Raw genomic sequence first — 15,888 nt, 5'->3', positions numbered from 1 at the left:
GTAGGGTGTGCCGTTAAAACCAAACGTAAGGATAACTCATCAATCAGCTTCTCAATTTTGGAAAGCATGGGCTTGTTATCCGCATTTTTCTTCAGGATAAAAGCAAGTGTGCTTTGCTCATCGGTGGTATTTAACTTTGTAAAAGAGGCATCTTCTACCGCATCAAATAGTACCACCTGACGCTCAATATATTGTATAAAACGAAACAATAAATCAATAATATCTTTGCGTTCGGTATAGTGTGTATATTTTGCAAAAAACTCTTCAATTACCTGAGCCGGCTTCTGGCCATTTAAAATTCCTTCCTCGCAACTTTTAAAAAATAAAGGCAGCAATGTACCGGTATCTTTAATTTTATTCAGGTTTTCTTTTAACTCATCAGAGATATCATGTGATTCACAAGCATGGTCAAAAGCATTTTTATACAGCACATCATGCAAATTGGCTATATTTTCTTCTACGCCTCTAAAAGTAATACGCCGTTTAATTACCCTGAAATCACGATAATAGCAACGGAAAAGAATCTGACGCAGCATTTTAGAAACTTCCAACGTGGTATCCACATGGATATTTGGATTGCCGTCACGATCGCCTCCCGGCCAGAAACCCAGCTCCAGAATTTTCTTGGTTTCGAGGTTATATTCATCCAGATTCTGGTCAATCTCTGCCTGAATATTCGCCGCAGCAAAGTAAAAGGTATTTTCCAAAAACCAGGCTAAATTTAAAGCCTCATCTACAGGTGTAGGCGATTTTTTATTAAAAAATGGCGTTTTTCCGAGTTGCTGTAACAGTGAATTCATTGAGGTGATGTTGTTCTCCCGAATGGCATGGGTTAAATCGGTAATGATGGCCAATACATTTCCCGGATAAAACTGCGTAGGGTGTGCCGTTAAAACCAAACGTAAGGATAACTCATCAATCAGCTTCTCAATTTTGGAAAGCATGGGCTTGTTATCCGCATTTTTCTTTTCTACAGGTGTAGGCGATTTTTTATTAAAAAATGGCGTTTTTCCGAGTTGCTGTAACAGTGAATTCATTGAGGTGATGTTGTTCTCCCGAATGGCATGGGTTAAATCGGTAATGATGGCCAATACATTTCCCGGATAAAACTGCGTAGGGTGTGCCGTTAAAACCAAACGTAAGGATAACTCATCAATCAGCTTCTCAATTTTGGAAAGCATGGGCTTGTTATCCGCATTTTTCTTCAGGATAAAAGCAAGTGTGCTTTGCTCATCGGTGGTATTTAACTTTGTAAAAGAGGCATCTTCTACCGCATCAAATAGTACCACCTGACGCTCAATATATTGTATAAAACGAAACAATAAATCAATAATATCTTTGCGTTCGGTATAGTGTGTATATTTTGCAAAAAACTCTTCAATTACCTGAGCCGGCTTCTGGCCATTTAAAATTCCTTCCTCGCAACTTTTAAAAAATAAAGGCAGCAATGTACCGGTATCTTTAATTTTATAGAATGGAAGGGTTAAAAAAAGACTGTTGAAGAGCTCAAATTTGGAAATGACTTCATTATTGAAGATAGATTCGCGCTGTGTAGTCAAACGGAGTTTTGGCATAGCTTAAGCAATAGTTTTGTATAGGGTAATACTACAAAAAATGCATAAGGTATTAAAATTCTAGCGCTTACAATTTGGATAATTGTAGAATAAATTTTAATTTTAAAATCTTATTTGGCTACTAGCTAGCGAAGTAAGAATATTTGCAATGTTTAAGGGCATTGCATTGATTGTTAATTTTTTGGGTTAAAACAGCCGATGTACAAAATACACCGGCTGTTTTTATTTAGTCCCATCTAAATCTTCCGCAAAAGCGAGTGCTTAAGGCAGCGTATATGAATTTTCGTAATTAATAGCTTTGTTCAACTGTTGTAACCCGTTGAATCATTTATATCAATACAGGTAAAAAGCATGACCATATCATTCCCTCTCTTCTGGAGAGGGAGTATATAAACCATGCCTAACCACAAACCTTATAGGTTAAGGCCTTTAATGCGCATCTGTAACAATATTGGCATTTTTCTTAAATTTCTGCAGATATAAAAGCGGAATGGAAAATAACATAATTAGTCCTGCAACCCAATAAGCATCACTATAGGTAAGCAACATGGTTTGTTTAATTACACTGCCTTCAATTGCTTTCATCGCCATTAATTTTGCATCGATAAAAGAAGTTCCTTTAGCCATAAAGCCGTTGGTTAACGCATTTAACTTTTGCATAAAAGCCGGGTTATAGTCATTGATGTTGGTCAGCAGGTTATTTCTATGGAACCCCGCACGAACGTGAATTAAAGTGGTTAATGCTGCAATTCCAAATGACCCACCTAACTGCCGACTCATGTTATTTAAGCCTGAACCCTGGCCAATCTCTGCCCCAGATAAATCTTGCATCGCCAGCGTAGTTAACGGCACGAACAATAAGGCCATACCAAAACCTCTAATCACCAGCGGCCAGAAGAAGTCACCTGTTCCGGAAGCCAATGTTGAATTACTCAGCATCCAACAAAAAACGAAGAATAAAAACATTCCTCCGGTAGCCATAAACTGTGCCGGAACTCCCTTTTTAAGCATAATACCAATAAATGGCATCATGGCTATGGTACAAATACCTCCCGCAATAAATAGCTTTCCGGTTTGTAAAGGTGTAAATCCTAACAAATTCTGTGCAAATACTGGGAAAACGAACACCGAACCATAAAGTCCGAATCCGAGAATAAAAGAGGTAAACATCCCGATAGAAAAGCTTCTTTTTTTCATAATCCGAAGATTTACAATCGGAAACTCAGTAGCGGTTTCCCTCCAGATAAAAAGCAGTAAACCAAAAACAGATATCACAGCTAATGCGGTGATATATGGTGTTGAAAACCAGTCTTCGCTTTCTCCCTTTTCTAAAACAGTTTGTAAACTACCCACAGCTACGGCCAGCAATGCAATACCCCACCAATCCACAGGCTTCCCTTTTCCATCTTTTGGCGTCTCTCGAATAAAGGTATAGGTACAATAGGCCGCGAGTATCCCGACGGGAATATTTACATAAAAAATCCATGGCCAATCTGCCACTTCTAAAATATAACCGCCAATGGTAGGACCAACAGTAGGGCCAACAACGGCACCTAAACCAAATAAAGCTGTAGCAATACCTACATCCTCACGAGGCCAGGTTTCGATCAGAATGGCTTGTGCTGTAGAAATCAATCCGCCACCGGCAACACCTTGTAAGATCCTAAATAAAATCAGTTCATTTAAAGATGTGGCGTTACCACATAAAAATGAAACCAATGTAAAAACGATAATAGAAGTTAAGAAATAATTTTTACGCCCGAAACGACTGCCTAACCAACCTGACATGGGCAGGATAATTACGTTCGCAACGGCATAACCAGTAGATAACCAGGCGATATCCTCAAGGGTAGCGCCCAGGTTTCCCTGTATTTGAGGGATTGCCACGTTTACAATAGTGGTATCAATCAACTCCAGTAAAGAAGCTGTGATTACCGTAAACGTAATAATCCATTTTTTTAAACCTACTTCGGCCATTTTAAATTTATTTAGTAGAAACTGAGGCCTTAACGCTCATTCCGGGGCGCAACTTTGCCAACATTTCTTTTGATGGATGAATTTTAATTTTGACAGGAATACGCTGAACAACCTTTACAAAGTTACCTGTAGCATTATCCGGAGGTAATAAAGAACCTTTAGCACCAGTTATCGGTGAGAAGTTATATACTTCACCCTGAATTTTTTCATCAGGATAGGCATCCACTTCAATTTCTACTTTAGAACCTGACTGAATTTTTTCTAACTGCGTTTCTTTAAAGTTCGCTGTTACGTAAATACTACCATCGTTTACTATAGAAAATAACGACTGACCTGGTTGAACCAGTTGTCCCTTTTGAACATTCTTTTTAGAGACAATACCTGTCGCAGGTGCCTTAATATCAGTATATGATAACTGAAGTTTGGCAAAATCGATATCGCTCTGGCGCTGGCTTATTACGTTACTGCTTACTGCCAGTTGAGATTGGGTTGTACCTACTTGCTTAATGGCAGCATTATACTGATCCTGAGCAGCTTGAAAAGCAGCTTCTGCTGATTCTTTCGATGCTTTTGCCTGATCAAATGCCTGCTGCGTAATTGAACCGTCCTTGATCAGGTTGGCATAACGGGCATAATCCTTATTCGCCAGGTTAAGCTTCACTCTTGCTGCTGCTACATTTGCTTTAGCCGTACTGGTATTGGCCTGAGTAGCGGCAATTTGTGATTGTGCAACCCCAACGCCTGCACTCGCACCTTTTTGACCAGATTGTGCCTGCTCCAACTTTACTTTATAATCATTATCATCAAGTTTTACTAAAACCTGTCCTTCGGTAACATGTGTGTTTTCTTCAAAATTAATGTCCTTCACATAACCACCTACCCTCGCTACAACAGGACTGATATCCCCATCAATCTGCGCATCATCTGTATCTACGTGTTTGCTGTAGTAATTCCATTCTATGATGCCAAAAACGATACCTATTACTAGTAAAACACCTAAAATGATGGGTACTACTATATTCTTTTTTTTCTTTTCAGTTGTCATTGTTGTATTTATTGCGTTATTTTTCCTGTTGATTTTAATAATGTGTAATAAGCCAAACCTGCATCAGCTTTAGCGATTTCCAGATTGATCTTTGCCTGATATAAAAGTGTTTCGGCATCAATTCTATCGGTAACCGATGCTACGTTGTTTTTGTATTTCGAGGCCAGTAACTTATCATTTTCCGTAGCTTGGGCAATGGAAGTTTCCAGAACCTGGATTTTGTTTACCGCTACCTGATAGGTCTGAAAGTTTTTGTTGATATCCGTTTTAACCTGATCAGTTAAAATATCTTTTTGAACAGTGATGGCACTTTGTTCAATTTTAGCCTCACTTACTTTATTTCTGTTTGTCCAGAGACTTCCAATATTCCATGAAACAGTTGCACCAACCGTTACCGGCATTAAATATTGATTTACAGGCGGAATAAAACTACCACTAGGGTTAATATAATATAGATTGGCACCAACGGCTACCGTAGGCAAAGTATTTGCTTTAATGGTTTTGATATTGTAATCAGCCACTTTATTTTGTACATCAAGTTGTTTCAGCTCCTGGCGGTTGGTCATGGCCTGGGCTATATATTCATTTAGAGAACCCACAGATTTCGGGCTTGCATCCGGATCTGCAATCTTAACCTCTGTATCATCCGGTAAACCGAGCAGAATATCCAGATTATAGTTAATGATTTTACGGTTGCTCTCAATATCCATTTGGTTAAGGGTTACATTAGCCTGTTGCAACTGGAAACGCAACACATCATTTTTAGTGACGATACCCTGTTCAAAAAAACGTTGCGCTTGTTTAATCTGTGCAGCAATCGATTCCAGATTCTGATCAACCACTTTTTTACTTTGTGCCACCTTGTACAAAGCATAATAAGTGTTAATCACCGCATAGGTAATTTCTTCTTTGTTCTTATCAGCATCCAGCCGGGCCACGTCAGCCAATAATTTCGTTGACTCTTTTGCGTATTTTAGCTTGCCTCCGCCATATACCAATTCCTGCACTGCTGCCGTGCCTACAAAAGCATCAGCTCTTTTTGGCAATTGCAAGGAAGAGCCGCCGCCAGGTAAGGTAAATGTGCTTGTCGGAATTTCAGCATGGTTGTAAATGAAGTTTGCATTTGCCGATGGCAGCGCATTATCTTTAACTACTTCAAGCTTTGCTACCGCCTGATCTATTTTATTTTGTGATAATTTTAAGTTTTTACTATTGGCTATGCCAAGTTCAATTGCCTGATTGATGTTTAATTCCTTTGTACTTTGTGCAAATAAAGCTGCAGGAACTAATGATGCCACAAGCAATAATTTAATGGATTTGGGTATCATTTTTTTGTTGTTAAATAAACAGTTACTAGGTTTTGTAAATAAGCGATGGCTCGCTCCTTAATTAGTTTGTTGTCTTTGGGCGTACTTAAATCGATTGTAGTGCCCTGAACAATTTTGTGCGGCGCAATAACCACATTTGTTAGCGTACCCATAATGGTTGAAATGACCATCCTTACATCAACATTGTTAAAACTCCCGTCTTCAATTCCATCAATAATTATCCTGTCAAGAAGCAACATGTTTTGGCTCATGGCATTCTTAATTTTGTCATACATCTCCGGCCTTTGCGTAAGTGATAACTCTCTATGCATCATTTTATGAAAGGCGATATTTGAAAATATCCTGTTGGCATAACCTTCAATTACTTTGTGCAATTTTTCGAGGGATGAAATTTTATCTTCATTAATGATTTTTAATTGAGAAGCAAACCCAGCGATTCTGTTGTTCATAATCTCAATAAAAACCCCTTCTTTTGAACCAAAATAATAATTAATCATTGCCATATTGGCCCCTGATTCTTTCGAAATCTGCCGGGTAGAAGTACCTTCATAACCTGTTTCGCAAAACAACTTTTCAGCTGCATCCAAAATGGCTTGTTTTTTATCTACTTTTTCTGTCTTCATCTCTTTTTGATGGCACAAAATTAATCAATCGTTTGATTAATATCCAAATGTTTTCAATGTTCTTTTACATTAGCCTGATAATTGTGACAAAAAGGATAAAAAAGGACAGCATGTTTACATAAAACAGAGCATCAAAATAATGCTTAACCCTACTGATCTGTATTCGCATTGTCGAATTTTGCAATCATTAAAAACTAAAGGGCTTTAAAAAGCTTTACATTATTAACATTTAGCAATAAATTGAGTACCGATCACAAATTATAATTTAAAATAAATATTAACTTTGCCACCAAATAATTAAAAAATGAACTTACAAGAAAACAGCAGCAATAATTTCAACTGGTTATATTATGCATTAGGATTATTCTTCGGGATTTTAACCGGGGCAATTATCACTCAAAATTATATTTTCGCTTTGCTGGGTGGCGTACTGGGTTTATTAACTGCCGGCTTATTTTTGAATGCCATTGTTAAAGGCAGAAAATACTAAGTGGTAACTTTTGCTTTCCTTTTGAATTAAAATGAACTCAAAGCAGATGAGAAATATTTTTGTTATCGCCTTCGCTTTGTTGTGCTTTAGTGTAAAAGCCCAGGAAAGTTTACCCGCAGAAATAAAGTTTCCGATTGCGGATCCCAGTCCTGCAGATATTCTTTATTTTCCTCTGAATAGTCCAAAGGCAAAGGATGCTGAAAACGTAAAGCCGGTTATTAAAATCATTTATTCGCGTCCTCAGAAAAAAGGCCGGGATATTTTTGGCGTGCTGGAACAGTACGGTAAAGTTTGGCGTTTCGGTGCGAATGAAAGTACAGAAATTCATTTCTTTAAGAAAGTAACTGTTGGTGGTAAAAAAATTAAGGCTGGTACTTATAGTTTATTTGCCATCCCAAATAAGGATAAATGGACCATCATCATCAATAAACAAACTGATAAATGGGGTGCTTTCACCTATAATCAATCTATGGATATCGTTCGTGTTGATGTTCCGGTTAAAACCTTAAACAAGCCAATCGAATATTTCTCCTTAACGTTTAACCCACTTCCGCAAGGTGCTGCATTGTTTGCAGCCTGGGATAAAACGCAGGTTGAACTGCCTATAATTTTTTAATTTAGCAGGCAACTGCACTGTCAGGAGAAACAAAAAAGCAATTTTTCACAACTCTTCCCCAAAGATTTCCCTTTCGGATGAAAGTGCCGATAGTCGGATAGTGATTATTTAATAAGTGCTATTAATCACCGATCCTCCTGACGAACTAAAGCCAAGTAGTGAAATTTTGGCATGAAGCAATCTTTCACGCAATAAGCAATGCTACAGAGATAGCTTTGCCGGCTGAAATAACCTTCCCGCAATTGCGATTTCTCTATACCACATTCCCCATAAAAGGATCAGTAGTTGTTACATCCCCTGTTTCTATTTTCCCCGCATAACAATGTTTAAATATTCTATTCCCCGTTTGGATAATGCTGAAATCATACCAGTTTTGGGATTTTGATAAACCTAAATTGACAGTAACAAAAGAGTGTGGTTTGATTTGCAGGTTTCGGGCTGTTGAACCATATTTCTGATCTGTAATTTGAATATTAACCAGAGATGCACCTTTGTTTTCAATTGAAAAAATCAAATTGCCGGTAAGTTTTTTATTCACCAAACCACTTTGTTCCGGCTTTGCCTGTATAACAATTTGCGGATTATTTTTACTTCCTGTGAAATGCCTGAAAAAACCATTTGGTCCGGCAATACTGAAGTCGTAAATACCCTGATCGAAATCATCCAGGCTGATCTTTTCAGTAAGAATATCACCAGATTTTACAGCATAAGCCCATGTTTTCCCTACCACACCTTTAAATTTGGCAATGGTGTTCATAATAAAAGGTGCTCCGGCAGTTTCGGTTACGCTTCCAAACAGTGTTTTGGCAGATTGAAAACGCAGCTGTATTTCATTATTTATAACAGAAGCATCAACCATTAAGTGATAAGGTAATGCGCAGGCAGGTTTGGTCCCATTTTCCTGTTTTGGGGCATGCACAGATGTTTGATGCGAGAAAGCTTCAAACTTATTAATTTTATCAACCTCAACCCTATTTAACGCCGTCGGACCAGCCTGTGCAGGCTTGTTTTTCGCGTTTTCAATATTGGTTACAACAGTTTGCCTGTTTAAAGGTAAAGGCGACTTTATGTCTTCTCCGTTATAAGGCCTGAACACTGATGTCAGGTCGCCACAGATCGTTCTTCTCCAGTCACTGATATTATTGCTCTTAATTTTCTTCCCTGTTTTCTTGCTCAGCCATTTCTCCATAAACATCAATGAAGATGTATGATCAAATACCTGTGAATTTACAAAACCACCTTTGCTCCAGGGCGATGCAATGACCATAGGTACACGGTAGCCTAAACCAATCGGACTTCCCTTTCTCCGTTCAAAATCTGTAGCATAATCGATTCCTGCTGATACTTTTCCTGAAGATTTATCATTTGGATTTGGCACTATAAAAGGTGGCTGATGATCAAAATAACCATCATTTTCATCATAAGTTAAGACGAAGATGGTTTTCTTCCATACATCAGGGTTCTTCGTCAGAATATTTAAAGCTTCGCTTACATACCAGGTACCGTAAAGTGGGGAACTGGTATGATCAGAAAATCGCTGTGGCGCCACCAACCAGGAAACAGTTGGTAGTTTCCCCTGATCTACATCCTGCCTGAACTGATAGAAAATATCACCTTTTGGGATATTGATGGTTTCTGATTTCCCTTCATCATTAGTAAAGGTAAAAGGCGCGAGATCCAAATAATCTTTCTGACTGATGTTGGTTTGAAAAGCCTTATTGATCAGATTTTTTTCCCGTTGGGATAACCGATCATACTTTTCCTGAACTTCTTTTGCACTTAAAGCCGGTTTAACAGTATGATCACCATTCTTTCTGAAATATGCTGAAAGTTTAACCTGATGCCGGGAAACATATTCAACCGGATTATCGCCATAATTTCCCAGCCAATCATCAATTTCGCCTTCAGGCAACTTTGATGTCCACAGTTCATTCTGGTAAATGCGCCAATCGATTCCATTATCTTCTAAAGTTTCCTGAAAAGTAGGCCAGTCTACGAAAACATTGTTTTGAGATTCTGCCTGGTCATTATTAACTACCGCAATGTCATTCGCGCTGTTCTCGCCACGCACAGTTCCGGTGAAAAAGAAAAGCCTGTTTGGTGTGGTTCCGGTTAATGACGAGCAGAAATGCTGGTCACAAACAGTAAAGGCATCTGCCAAGGCATAATAGAAAGGAATATCATTCCGATCATAATAAGCTAATGACATGGCCGATTTTACGGGCACCCATTTATCATATCTTCCTCCATTTCTGGCAGCAACCTGGTCGTTCCAGGAATGTGGCAATCCGCCCTGCCAGGTAATTTTGGTCTTGTTTATATCAACATGAAAAGGCGCATAAGTATAACCCTGCCCATCTTTTTGCAGCCAAACTTTGTTACCATCTGGCTGAATATGCGGATGTGGATCATTGAAGCCCCGAACACCTTTCATTTTGCCAAACATATGGTCGAAAGAACGGTTTTCCTGCATCAGGAATACGATGTGCTCCGCATCCTGAAAAGTAGTACCAGGTTCAGCATTAATAGCCATTGCCTTCAAAACGGCGGCAGGTAAGGTATTAGCAGCACCTGTTGCGCCGGCTAACAGTGCTGCTTTTTTTAAAAATTCTCTCCTCGAATCCATAAATTGAGTTCACTATTTGTGGTCTAACATTATTTCTGGTAAACCCTTACATAATCCACTTTCATCGTTGCCGGGAAAATTGAATCATCAACACCCTTCTTACCGCCCCAGTTACCGCCAACAGCCATATTCAAGATGAGGTGAAAATTCTGATCAAACGGCCATTCAGGCGCACCTTTACCCGTGTTTTTAAAAGTCAGGTATTTTTGATCATCGACAAAAAAATCAATTCTGTCTTTGTACCATTCAATGGCATAAACATGGTAAGCATCATAAGGATTGATTTTAATGCCTTTCCCCACCTGTGTATAAATGGTATGGTTAAATTTTGCCGTATGAACGGTTCCATAAACACTATCCGGTTCATAGCCTACATGTTCCATGATATCAATTTCACCGCTTTTAGGCCAGTCACCGTATTTCCAGTCGGTAGGCAATGCCCAGATTGCCGGCCATAAGCCCCTGCCTTTGGGTAACATTGCCCTTACTTCTACCCTTCCGTATTTAAAATCAAATTTATTTTTACTCACCAGCCTTGCAGAGGTATAATGATTTCCATCTTTATCTGCTTTAACAGCCGTGATATTCAGGTTTCCCTTTTTTACCTTTGCATTTGTTGAGTCGGCTTCGGTATAGTATTGCAATTCATTATTACCCCAGCCTTTTCCGCCTACATCGTACGACCAGTTTTTGCTAAGCGGAAGGCCCGTATCATAAAACTCATCTGCCCATTTTAATTTCCATCCAAGTGCAGATGGTGTTTTCTTCAGTTCATCAAAAGCTAATTCAGGTTCGTTGGTGGTGATATAATCGACCTGATGGGCCAGTAACCACTGAATTTCTGGTACAGTATTTACGGTCCAGGCATTTACAGTCAGGCCTAGCTGGTGTGCATTTTCAATCCAGCCTTCTTTTTGGTAAATGCTGTAATAATAGTCTACACCGGTTAAACGATCTGTTTTCATTTGTGCTGCACTAACATCACCTTTCAGGTAAGCCACCTTTGCATCAGGCATCAGTTCTAAAATACGTTTGCAATAATCATAATCGAAGCTGATGTACTCGATCCATGCTACAGCACCAACTTTTTTCACCATATCCACACATCGACTGGTTACGTCGATTCCGCGTTCCTTACTAACTAAAGAAGGTTTGATTTCGAGAATCAGTTTGGTTCCGCGTTGTTTCATCCCCGCTTTCAGGTAATCTTCAAGCGTTGGAATCTTTTCTCCATTGCTCATGGTTTTAGTCAGCAGGTCTTCATATTTGACTTTTTCGATGGTTAAACCTTGAAATTCAGGATCATGGTTAATCACTAAAATGTTATCGGCTGTCATCCATACATCAAACTCAGAACCGTAACAGCCAAGTTTAATCGCTTCATTTAAAGATGCTATTGAATTTTGAGGGTAATTATTCTTTTTCCAGGCACCACGATGGGCAATGACCTGGTTTTTATTCCAATGAAACTTTTGTGCAAATGAGGTGGTAAATACCAATACCATAATTGTTGAAATAACGATTCGCTTCATATTCAGGCTTAATATACAAAATCCAAAAGTAGATTTTTACCTGTACACTCATTTAAAATTTATGTAAATTTTATATTAACTATCCGCATCAAAATCCTCAATATTCTTAAAAACCTTGCAAGTTTATATTAAATTGATGGGAACAATTTTTTACATTTACGTTGATATGGTAAGCAACAACTACAGCGATTTACTGAGAAAGATAGAAGAGTTTATCCATAAGTTTTATCTCAATAAGATTTTAAGGGGAAGCATCTATACTGCTGCAATACTCTTAGGCTTGTATTTGCTGTTATTTTTGTGTTTGTATTACTTCCACCCCTCTGTCGGCTTAAAAACTTTTTCATTCTTTGGCTATTTGCTCATTGGTATGATATTGATCGGTTATCTAATCATTCGGCCTTTGCTTTCCATGCTTAAATTAAATAAGCACCTTTCATTTGATGAGGCATCTGTAATTATCGGAAATCATTTTCACGACATTAAAGATAAACTTTTAAATACACTTCAACTTTACCAGCTATCTGCCAGCCATCCGGAAAATAATCAATTGATTCTGGCCAGTATTGATCAGAAAATAATGGAATTAAAACCTGTTCCCTTTTATACAGCTGTTCGCATAAACGATAATAAGAAATACTTAAAATATCTTTTTGTACCCCTGTCTATCATCTTCCTGATTGGACTTTTTGCACCTGCAATTCTTCGTGAAGGCACGAATAGTTTTTTTAAATATGATGAATATATTGCTCCAAAAGCGCCCTTCACCTTTACCATTCTAAACCACAATTTAACCGTTACCCAGGGCGATGATATTACCGTTGATTTAAAATTGGATGGGGATGAGTTGCCCGCTGAAGTATATGTGGAAGATGGCAAGAATACTTATAAATTGGAAAAAAACAATATCAGCAGATTTAAATACAGCATCAAAAATATACAAAGTGATAAAAGCCTAATTTTCAAAGGTGGCGGTTTTAGCTCCTCCGCATTTGCGCTTACCGTAAAACCCCGTCCTGAACTCCTCAGTGCAATAGCCACTTTAAATTTCCCATCCTATTTAGGCAAAAAAGCAGAGGTGGTCTCCAATGTTGGTGATTTACTTCTTCCCGAAGGCACGCATGTAACCTGGACCTTTAAAACCGGACAAAGCAATTCACTAATATTTAAATTGAATGATCAAGAGCATGTTTTAAAAGTGGAAAATAACCAGTCTACATATCACGCAACCCTAAAAAATAACGCCAGATACAGCATTACGCCGAAGAATGAATTTGTTACCTTAAGAGATTCCCTTTCCCATCAGGTTACCGTGGTGAAAGATCAATCACCTGCTATTCAGGTGGAACAGAAACAAGATTCGGTTAGTAATAAAGCTTTGTATTTCAGTGGACAAGTTACTGATGATTACGGATTTAGCCGTTTAAGTTTTAAATACAACATCAAAGAAAACAATAAAATAATCAGTACTGTAAGCAAAGATATTTCGATAAAGGCGAACATCACTGAAAATACATTTTTCTATTTCTGGGATCTAAAAGCAGTTGCTGCCAGGCCAGGACAACAAATTGAATATTATTTTGAAGTTGCTGATAATGACGGCGTAAATGGTTCAAAAATAACCCGCTCTGAAATCAAAACCTTTAAGCAAGCCACAAAAGGTGAAACTGCACAGCAGGTTAATGCAAGCAACCAGGCCTTGAAACAAAAAATGCAATCGGCCATTCGTTTAGCCAACACCATTGAAAAAGAAAGCAAAAAAGTTGCGGAAAGCCTGATCGATAAAAAGCAGATTTCCTTTGAAGATAAAAAGCAAATTGAAGCTTTGTTGGATAAACAGAAACAACTGGATGAAGCTGTAAAAGAGATTAAAGCCCAGAATGATCAAAACATTCAGCAACAGGAAGATCAAAAGCAAACTGAAGAATTACAGGAAAAGCAGAAACAAATTAAAGACCTGTTTGACAATGTACTTGATGATAAAACCAAAGAACTTTTGCAGAAACTGCAAAACCTGATGAATGAGAAAAATAAAGACCAAACGCAGAACGAACTTTCGAAAATGCAGCTGGACAATAAAACCCTTAAAAATGAACTGGACAGAATCCTGGAACTCTATAAACAACTGGAATTTGAACAAAACCTTCAAAATGATATCGACCGTTTAAATGAACTGGCTAAAGAGCAAAAAGATTTAGCGAAGCAAACTGCAGATAAAAAACAGGATCAGGAAGCCCTTAAACAAAAACAGGAAGCCTTGAATAAGGAAATGAAGGATTTAAAGGATGACTTGAAAAAACTGGAAGAAAAAAATCAAAGTTTAGAAAAGCCAAATCCTTTCGAAAACCCGGAGAAAGATGTACAGGAGATTCAGAAAGAACAGCAGGACAGCAAGGATGCTTTAGAGAAGAAAGATTCAAAAAGTGCCGGTCAGAAGCAACAAAAAGCCGGCGAGCAGATGGAAAAACTTTCTAAAAAAATGAAAGACATGCAGCAGCAGGGAGAAGAACAAGAAAATAACCTGAATGCAAAAGAGTTACGCCGCTTACTGGAAAATTTATTGCATACTTCTTTCGAGCAGGAAAAAGTGATGCTCACGCTGAAGAAAATGACAGCAGCGGATCCAGCTTACACCACCAATGTTCAGAAACAACGAAATATTAAGGATAACCTGAAGACCATTGCAGATAGTTTATATGCACTAAGCAAACGTGTTCCTCAAATTGAATCGACAGTGAATGAGGAAATGAATAAAATCAATTTTAACCTGGACAAAAGCTTAGATCGCCTGGGTGAACGAAGTACACCAGAAGCCAACCGCTACCAACAATTTACCATGACTTCTATCAATAATTTAAGTCTGATGTTGAGTGAAGCTTTGAATCAGTTGCAGAATATGCAGAAAAACTCAAAAGGCGGAAGTGGTAAAAAGCAAAAGCAAGGCATGAAACAACTTTCGCAGATGCAGGAACAGTTAAATAAAAGCATGCAGAAAGCCAGAGAACAGATGCAAAAGTCGGGCGGAAACCAAGGTACAGTTGGTAAAGGTCAGATGAGCCAGGAATTTGGAAAAATGGCTCAACAACAGCAGATGATTCGACAAGCGCTGGAAAAGATTAATCGCGAAGAAAATAAGGATGGTTCTGGTAAAATGGGTAATCTCAATGAAGCCATTAAGGAAATGAAACAAACGGAAAGCGATCTGGTTAATAAACGTCTACAACAGGAAACCCTGAACAGGCAGAAAGAACTGTTAACTAAGCTATTAAATGCAGAAAAAGCAGAACGCGATCAGGAAGAGGATTCCAAACGCGAAAGCAAAGCTGCAAAAGAGTTTCCACCTTCCTACCAGAAAATGTTCGATCAATATAAAAAGCAACAGCAAAACGGAAGCGATATGTTGCAAAAACTGCCACCAAGCTTGAACTACTACTATAGAAATAAAATCGCTGAATATTTAAAATCTTTAAATATGGTACAATAGATTTAGCCACAAATTCGCAGCTTATTTTTTATTATATTTGTTAAATGACAAGTACAGCCATAAGAAAAAGATTAATTACGTATTTATCTGATGCAGAGGATAATAAGATAAAAGCTATTTATACTTTGCTTGAAAATGAGATTGAGAATGAAAAATCTTTTGTGCTTACAAAAGACCATTTAGAAATACTTGATAAAGAAAGAGAATTACATTTAAATGGCGTTACAGATTCTTATAGTAAACAAGATGCCCTTGATATTATTAAGGGAATCAAAGTATTATAATGCTTAGGCTTCAAATCAAACCCAGGGCCATTTTAATGGCAAAGGCTGCATATGATTGGTATGAAGAGCAAAAGAAAGGTTTAGGAGATTTATTTCTTGCCGAATTAAGTCGGTGTTACACGAAAATTGAAAAGAATCCTCAATACTATCAAAAAATCGAAAAAGAATATCGGCATTTAGTTCTCAATAAATTTCCTTATGTTATCATTTTTGAAATAATGGAAGATGAAATCATAATCTTTGCCATTTTCCATACGACCCGAAATCCTAAATTGAAATTTAACAGATAATAATCTGCTAATATTAGTC

12 protein-coding genes are annotated in these 15,888 nt (G+C 37.9%); 5 read left to right on the top strand and 7 right to left on the bottom strand.

The genetic code is table 11. The features are described 5' to 3' along the window. From CBW18_RS21665 to CBW18_RS10875, 5 genes are all read right to left on the bottom strand, one after another. Positions 1-1,574 (bottom strand): phosphoenolpyruvate carboxylase (locus CBW18_RS21665; RefSeq protein ID WP_253249007.1); only part of this gene is annotated, 1,574 nt, incomplete at its 3' end. Positions 1,575-2,003: 429 nt separating this feature from the next. Then, positions 2,004-3,551 carry a DHA2 family efflux MFS transporter permease subunit gene (locus tag CBW18_RS10890; RefSeq protein ID WP_088301296.1) on the bottom strand — a complete coding sequence of 516 codons (1,548 nt, stop codon included), beginning with the start codon at positions 3,549-3,551 and terminating at the stop codon, positions 2,004-2,006. Positions 3,552-3,558: 7 nt separating this feature from the next. After that, positions 3,559-4,596, bottom strand: a complete 1,038-nt coding sequence (locus CBW18_RS10885; RefSeq protein ID WP_088301295.1) for an HlyD family secretion protein — start codon at positions 4,594-4,596, stop codon at positions 3,559-3,561. An 8-nt stretch (positions 4,597-4,604) separates the two neighbouring features. Then, a complete protein-coding gene (locus CBW18_RS10880) occupies positions 4,605-5,924 on the bottom strand; it encodes a TolC family protein (protein ID WP_088301294.1) in 1,320 nt (439 codons plus the stop codon). Beyond that, positions 5,921-6,547: a TetR/AcrR family transcriptional regulator gene (locus CBW18_RS10875; RefSeq protein WP_088301293.1), complete on the bottom strand. Its 627-nt coding sequence runs from the start codon at positions 6,545-6,547 to the stop codon at positions 5,921-5,923. The genes CBW18_RS10880 and CBW18_RS10875 overlap by 4 nt, the downstream gene beginning before the upstream one ends. A gap of 304 nt (positions 6,548-6,851) precedes the next feature. Here CBW18_RS10875 and CBW18_RS10870 point away from each other — a divergent pair, with 304 nt between their 5' ends. Both CBW18_RS10870 and CBW18_RS10865 read left to right on the top strand, forming a co-directional pair. Next, the gene (locus CBW18_RS10870) at positions 6,852-7,037 is read left to right on the top strand and encodes a hypothetical protein (RefSeq protein WP_088301292.1); all 186 of its coding nucleotides are present in this window, start codon (positions 6,852-6,854) and stop codon (positions 7,035-7,037) included. Between the two features lie 46 nt (positions 7,038-7,083). Continuing rightward, entirely contained in the window at positions 7,084-7,653 is a 570-nt protein-coding gene (locus CBW18_RS10865; RefSeq protein WP_088301377.1) for a DUF2911 domain-containing protein, read from the top strand. A gap of 253 nt (positions 7,654-7,906) precedes the next feature. Here CBW18_RS10865 and CBW18_RS10860 read toward each other — a convergent pair whose 3' ends face one another. Together CBW18_RS10860 and CBW18_RS10855 are read right to left on the bottom strand one after the other, a co-directional pair. Then, positions 7,907-10,279 carry a phosphocholine-specific phospholipase C gene (locus CBW18_RS10860; protein WP_088301291.1) on the bottom strand — a complete coding sequence of 791 codons (2,373 nt, stop codon included), beginning with the start codon at positions 10,277-10,279 and terminating at the stop codon, positions 7,907-7,909. Between the two features lie 29 nt (positions 10,280-10,308). Further along, the gene (locus tag CBW18_RS10855; protein WP_088301290.1) at positions 10,309-11,811 is read right to left on the bottom strand and encodes a glycerophosphodiester phosphodiesterase family protein; all 1,503 of its coding nucleotides are present in this window, start codon (positions 11,809-11,811) and stop codon (positions 10,309-10,311) included. A 136-nt stretch (positions 11,812-11,947) separates the two neighbouring features. Between CBW18_RS10855 and CBW18_RS10850 the strand changes: the two genes are divergently transcribed. Genes CBW18_RS10850 through CBW18_RS10840 form a run of 3 tightly spaced genes read left to right on the top strand, consistent with a single transcriptional unit; the run spans position 11,948 to position 15,869 of the window. After that, complete coding sequence (locus tag CBW18_RS10850; protein ID WP_253249006.1) at positions 11,948-15,295, top strand: DUF4175 family protein; 3,348 nt, start codon at positions 11,948-11,950, stop codon at positions 15,293-15,295. Positions 15,296-15,339: 44 nt separating this feature from the next. Further along, positions 15,340-15,579, top strand: coding sequence for a hypothetical protein (locus CBW18_RS10845; protein WP_088301289.1), 240 nt, complete (start codon positions 15,340-15,342; stop codon positions 15,577-15,579). After that, complete coding sequence (locus CBW18_RS10840; RefSeq protein ID WP_088301288.1) at positions 15,579-15,869, top strand: type II toxin-antitoxin system RelE/ParE family toxin; 291 nt, start codon at positions 15,579-15,581, stop codon at positions 15,867-15,869. The genes CBW18_RS10845 and CBW18_RS10840 overlap by 1 nt, the downstream gene beginning before the upstream one ends. The last annotated feature ends 19 nt before the right edge of the window (positions 15,870-15,888 follow it).

This window comes from Pedobacter sp. AJM (assembly GCF_002197755.1).
In the GTDB taxonomy this organism is placed as follows: domain Bacteria; phylum Bacteroidota; class Bacteroidia; order Sphingobacteriales; family Sphingobacteriaceae; genus Pedobacter.
This window is presented reverse-complemented; position numbering and strand designations above follow the sequence as displayed.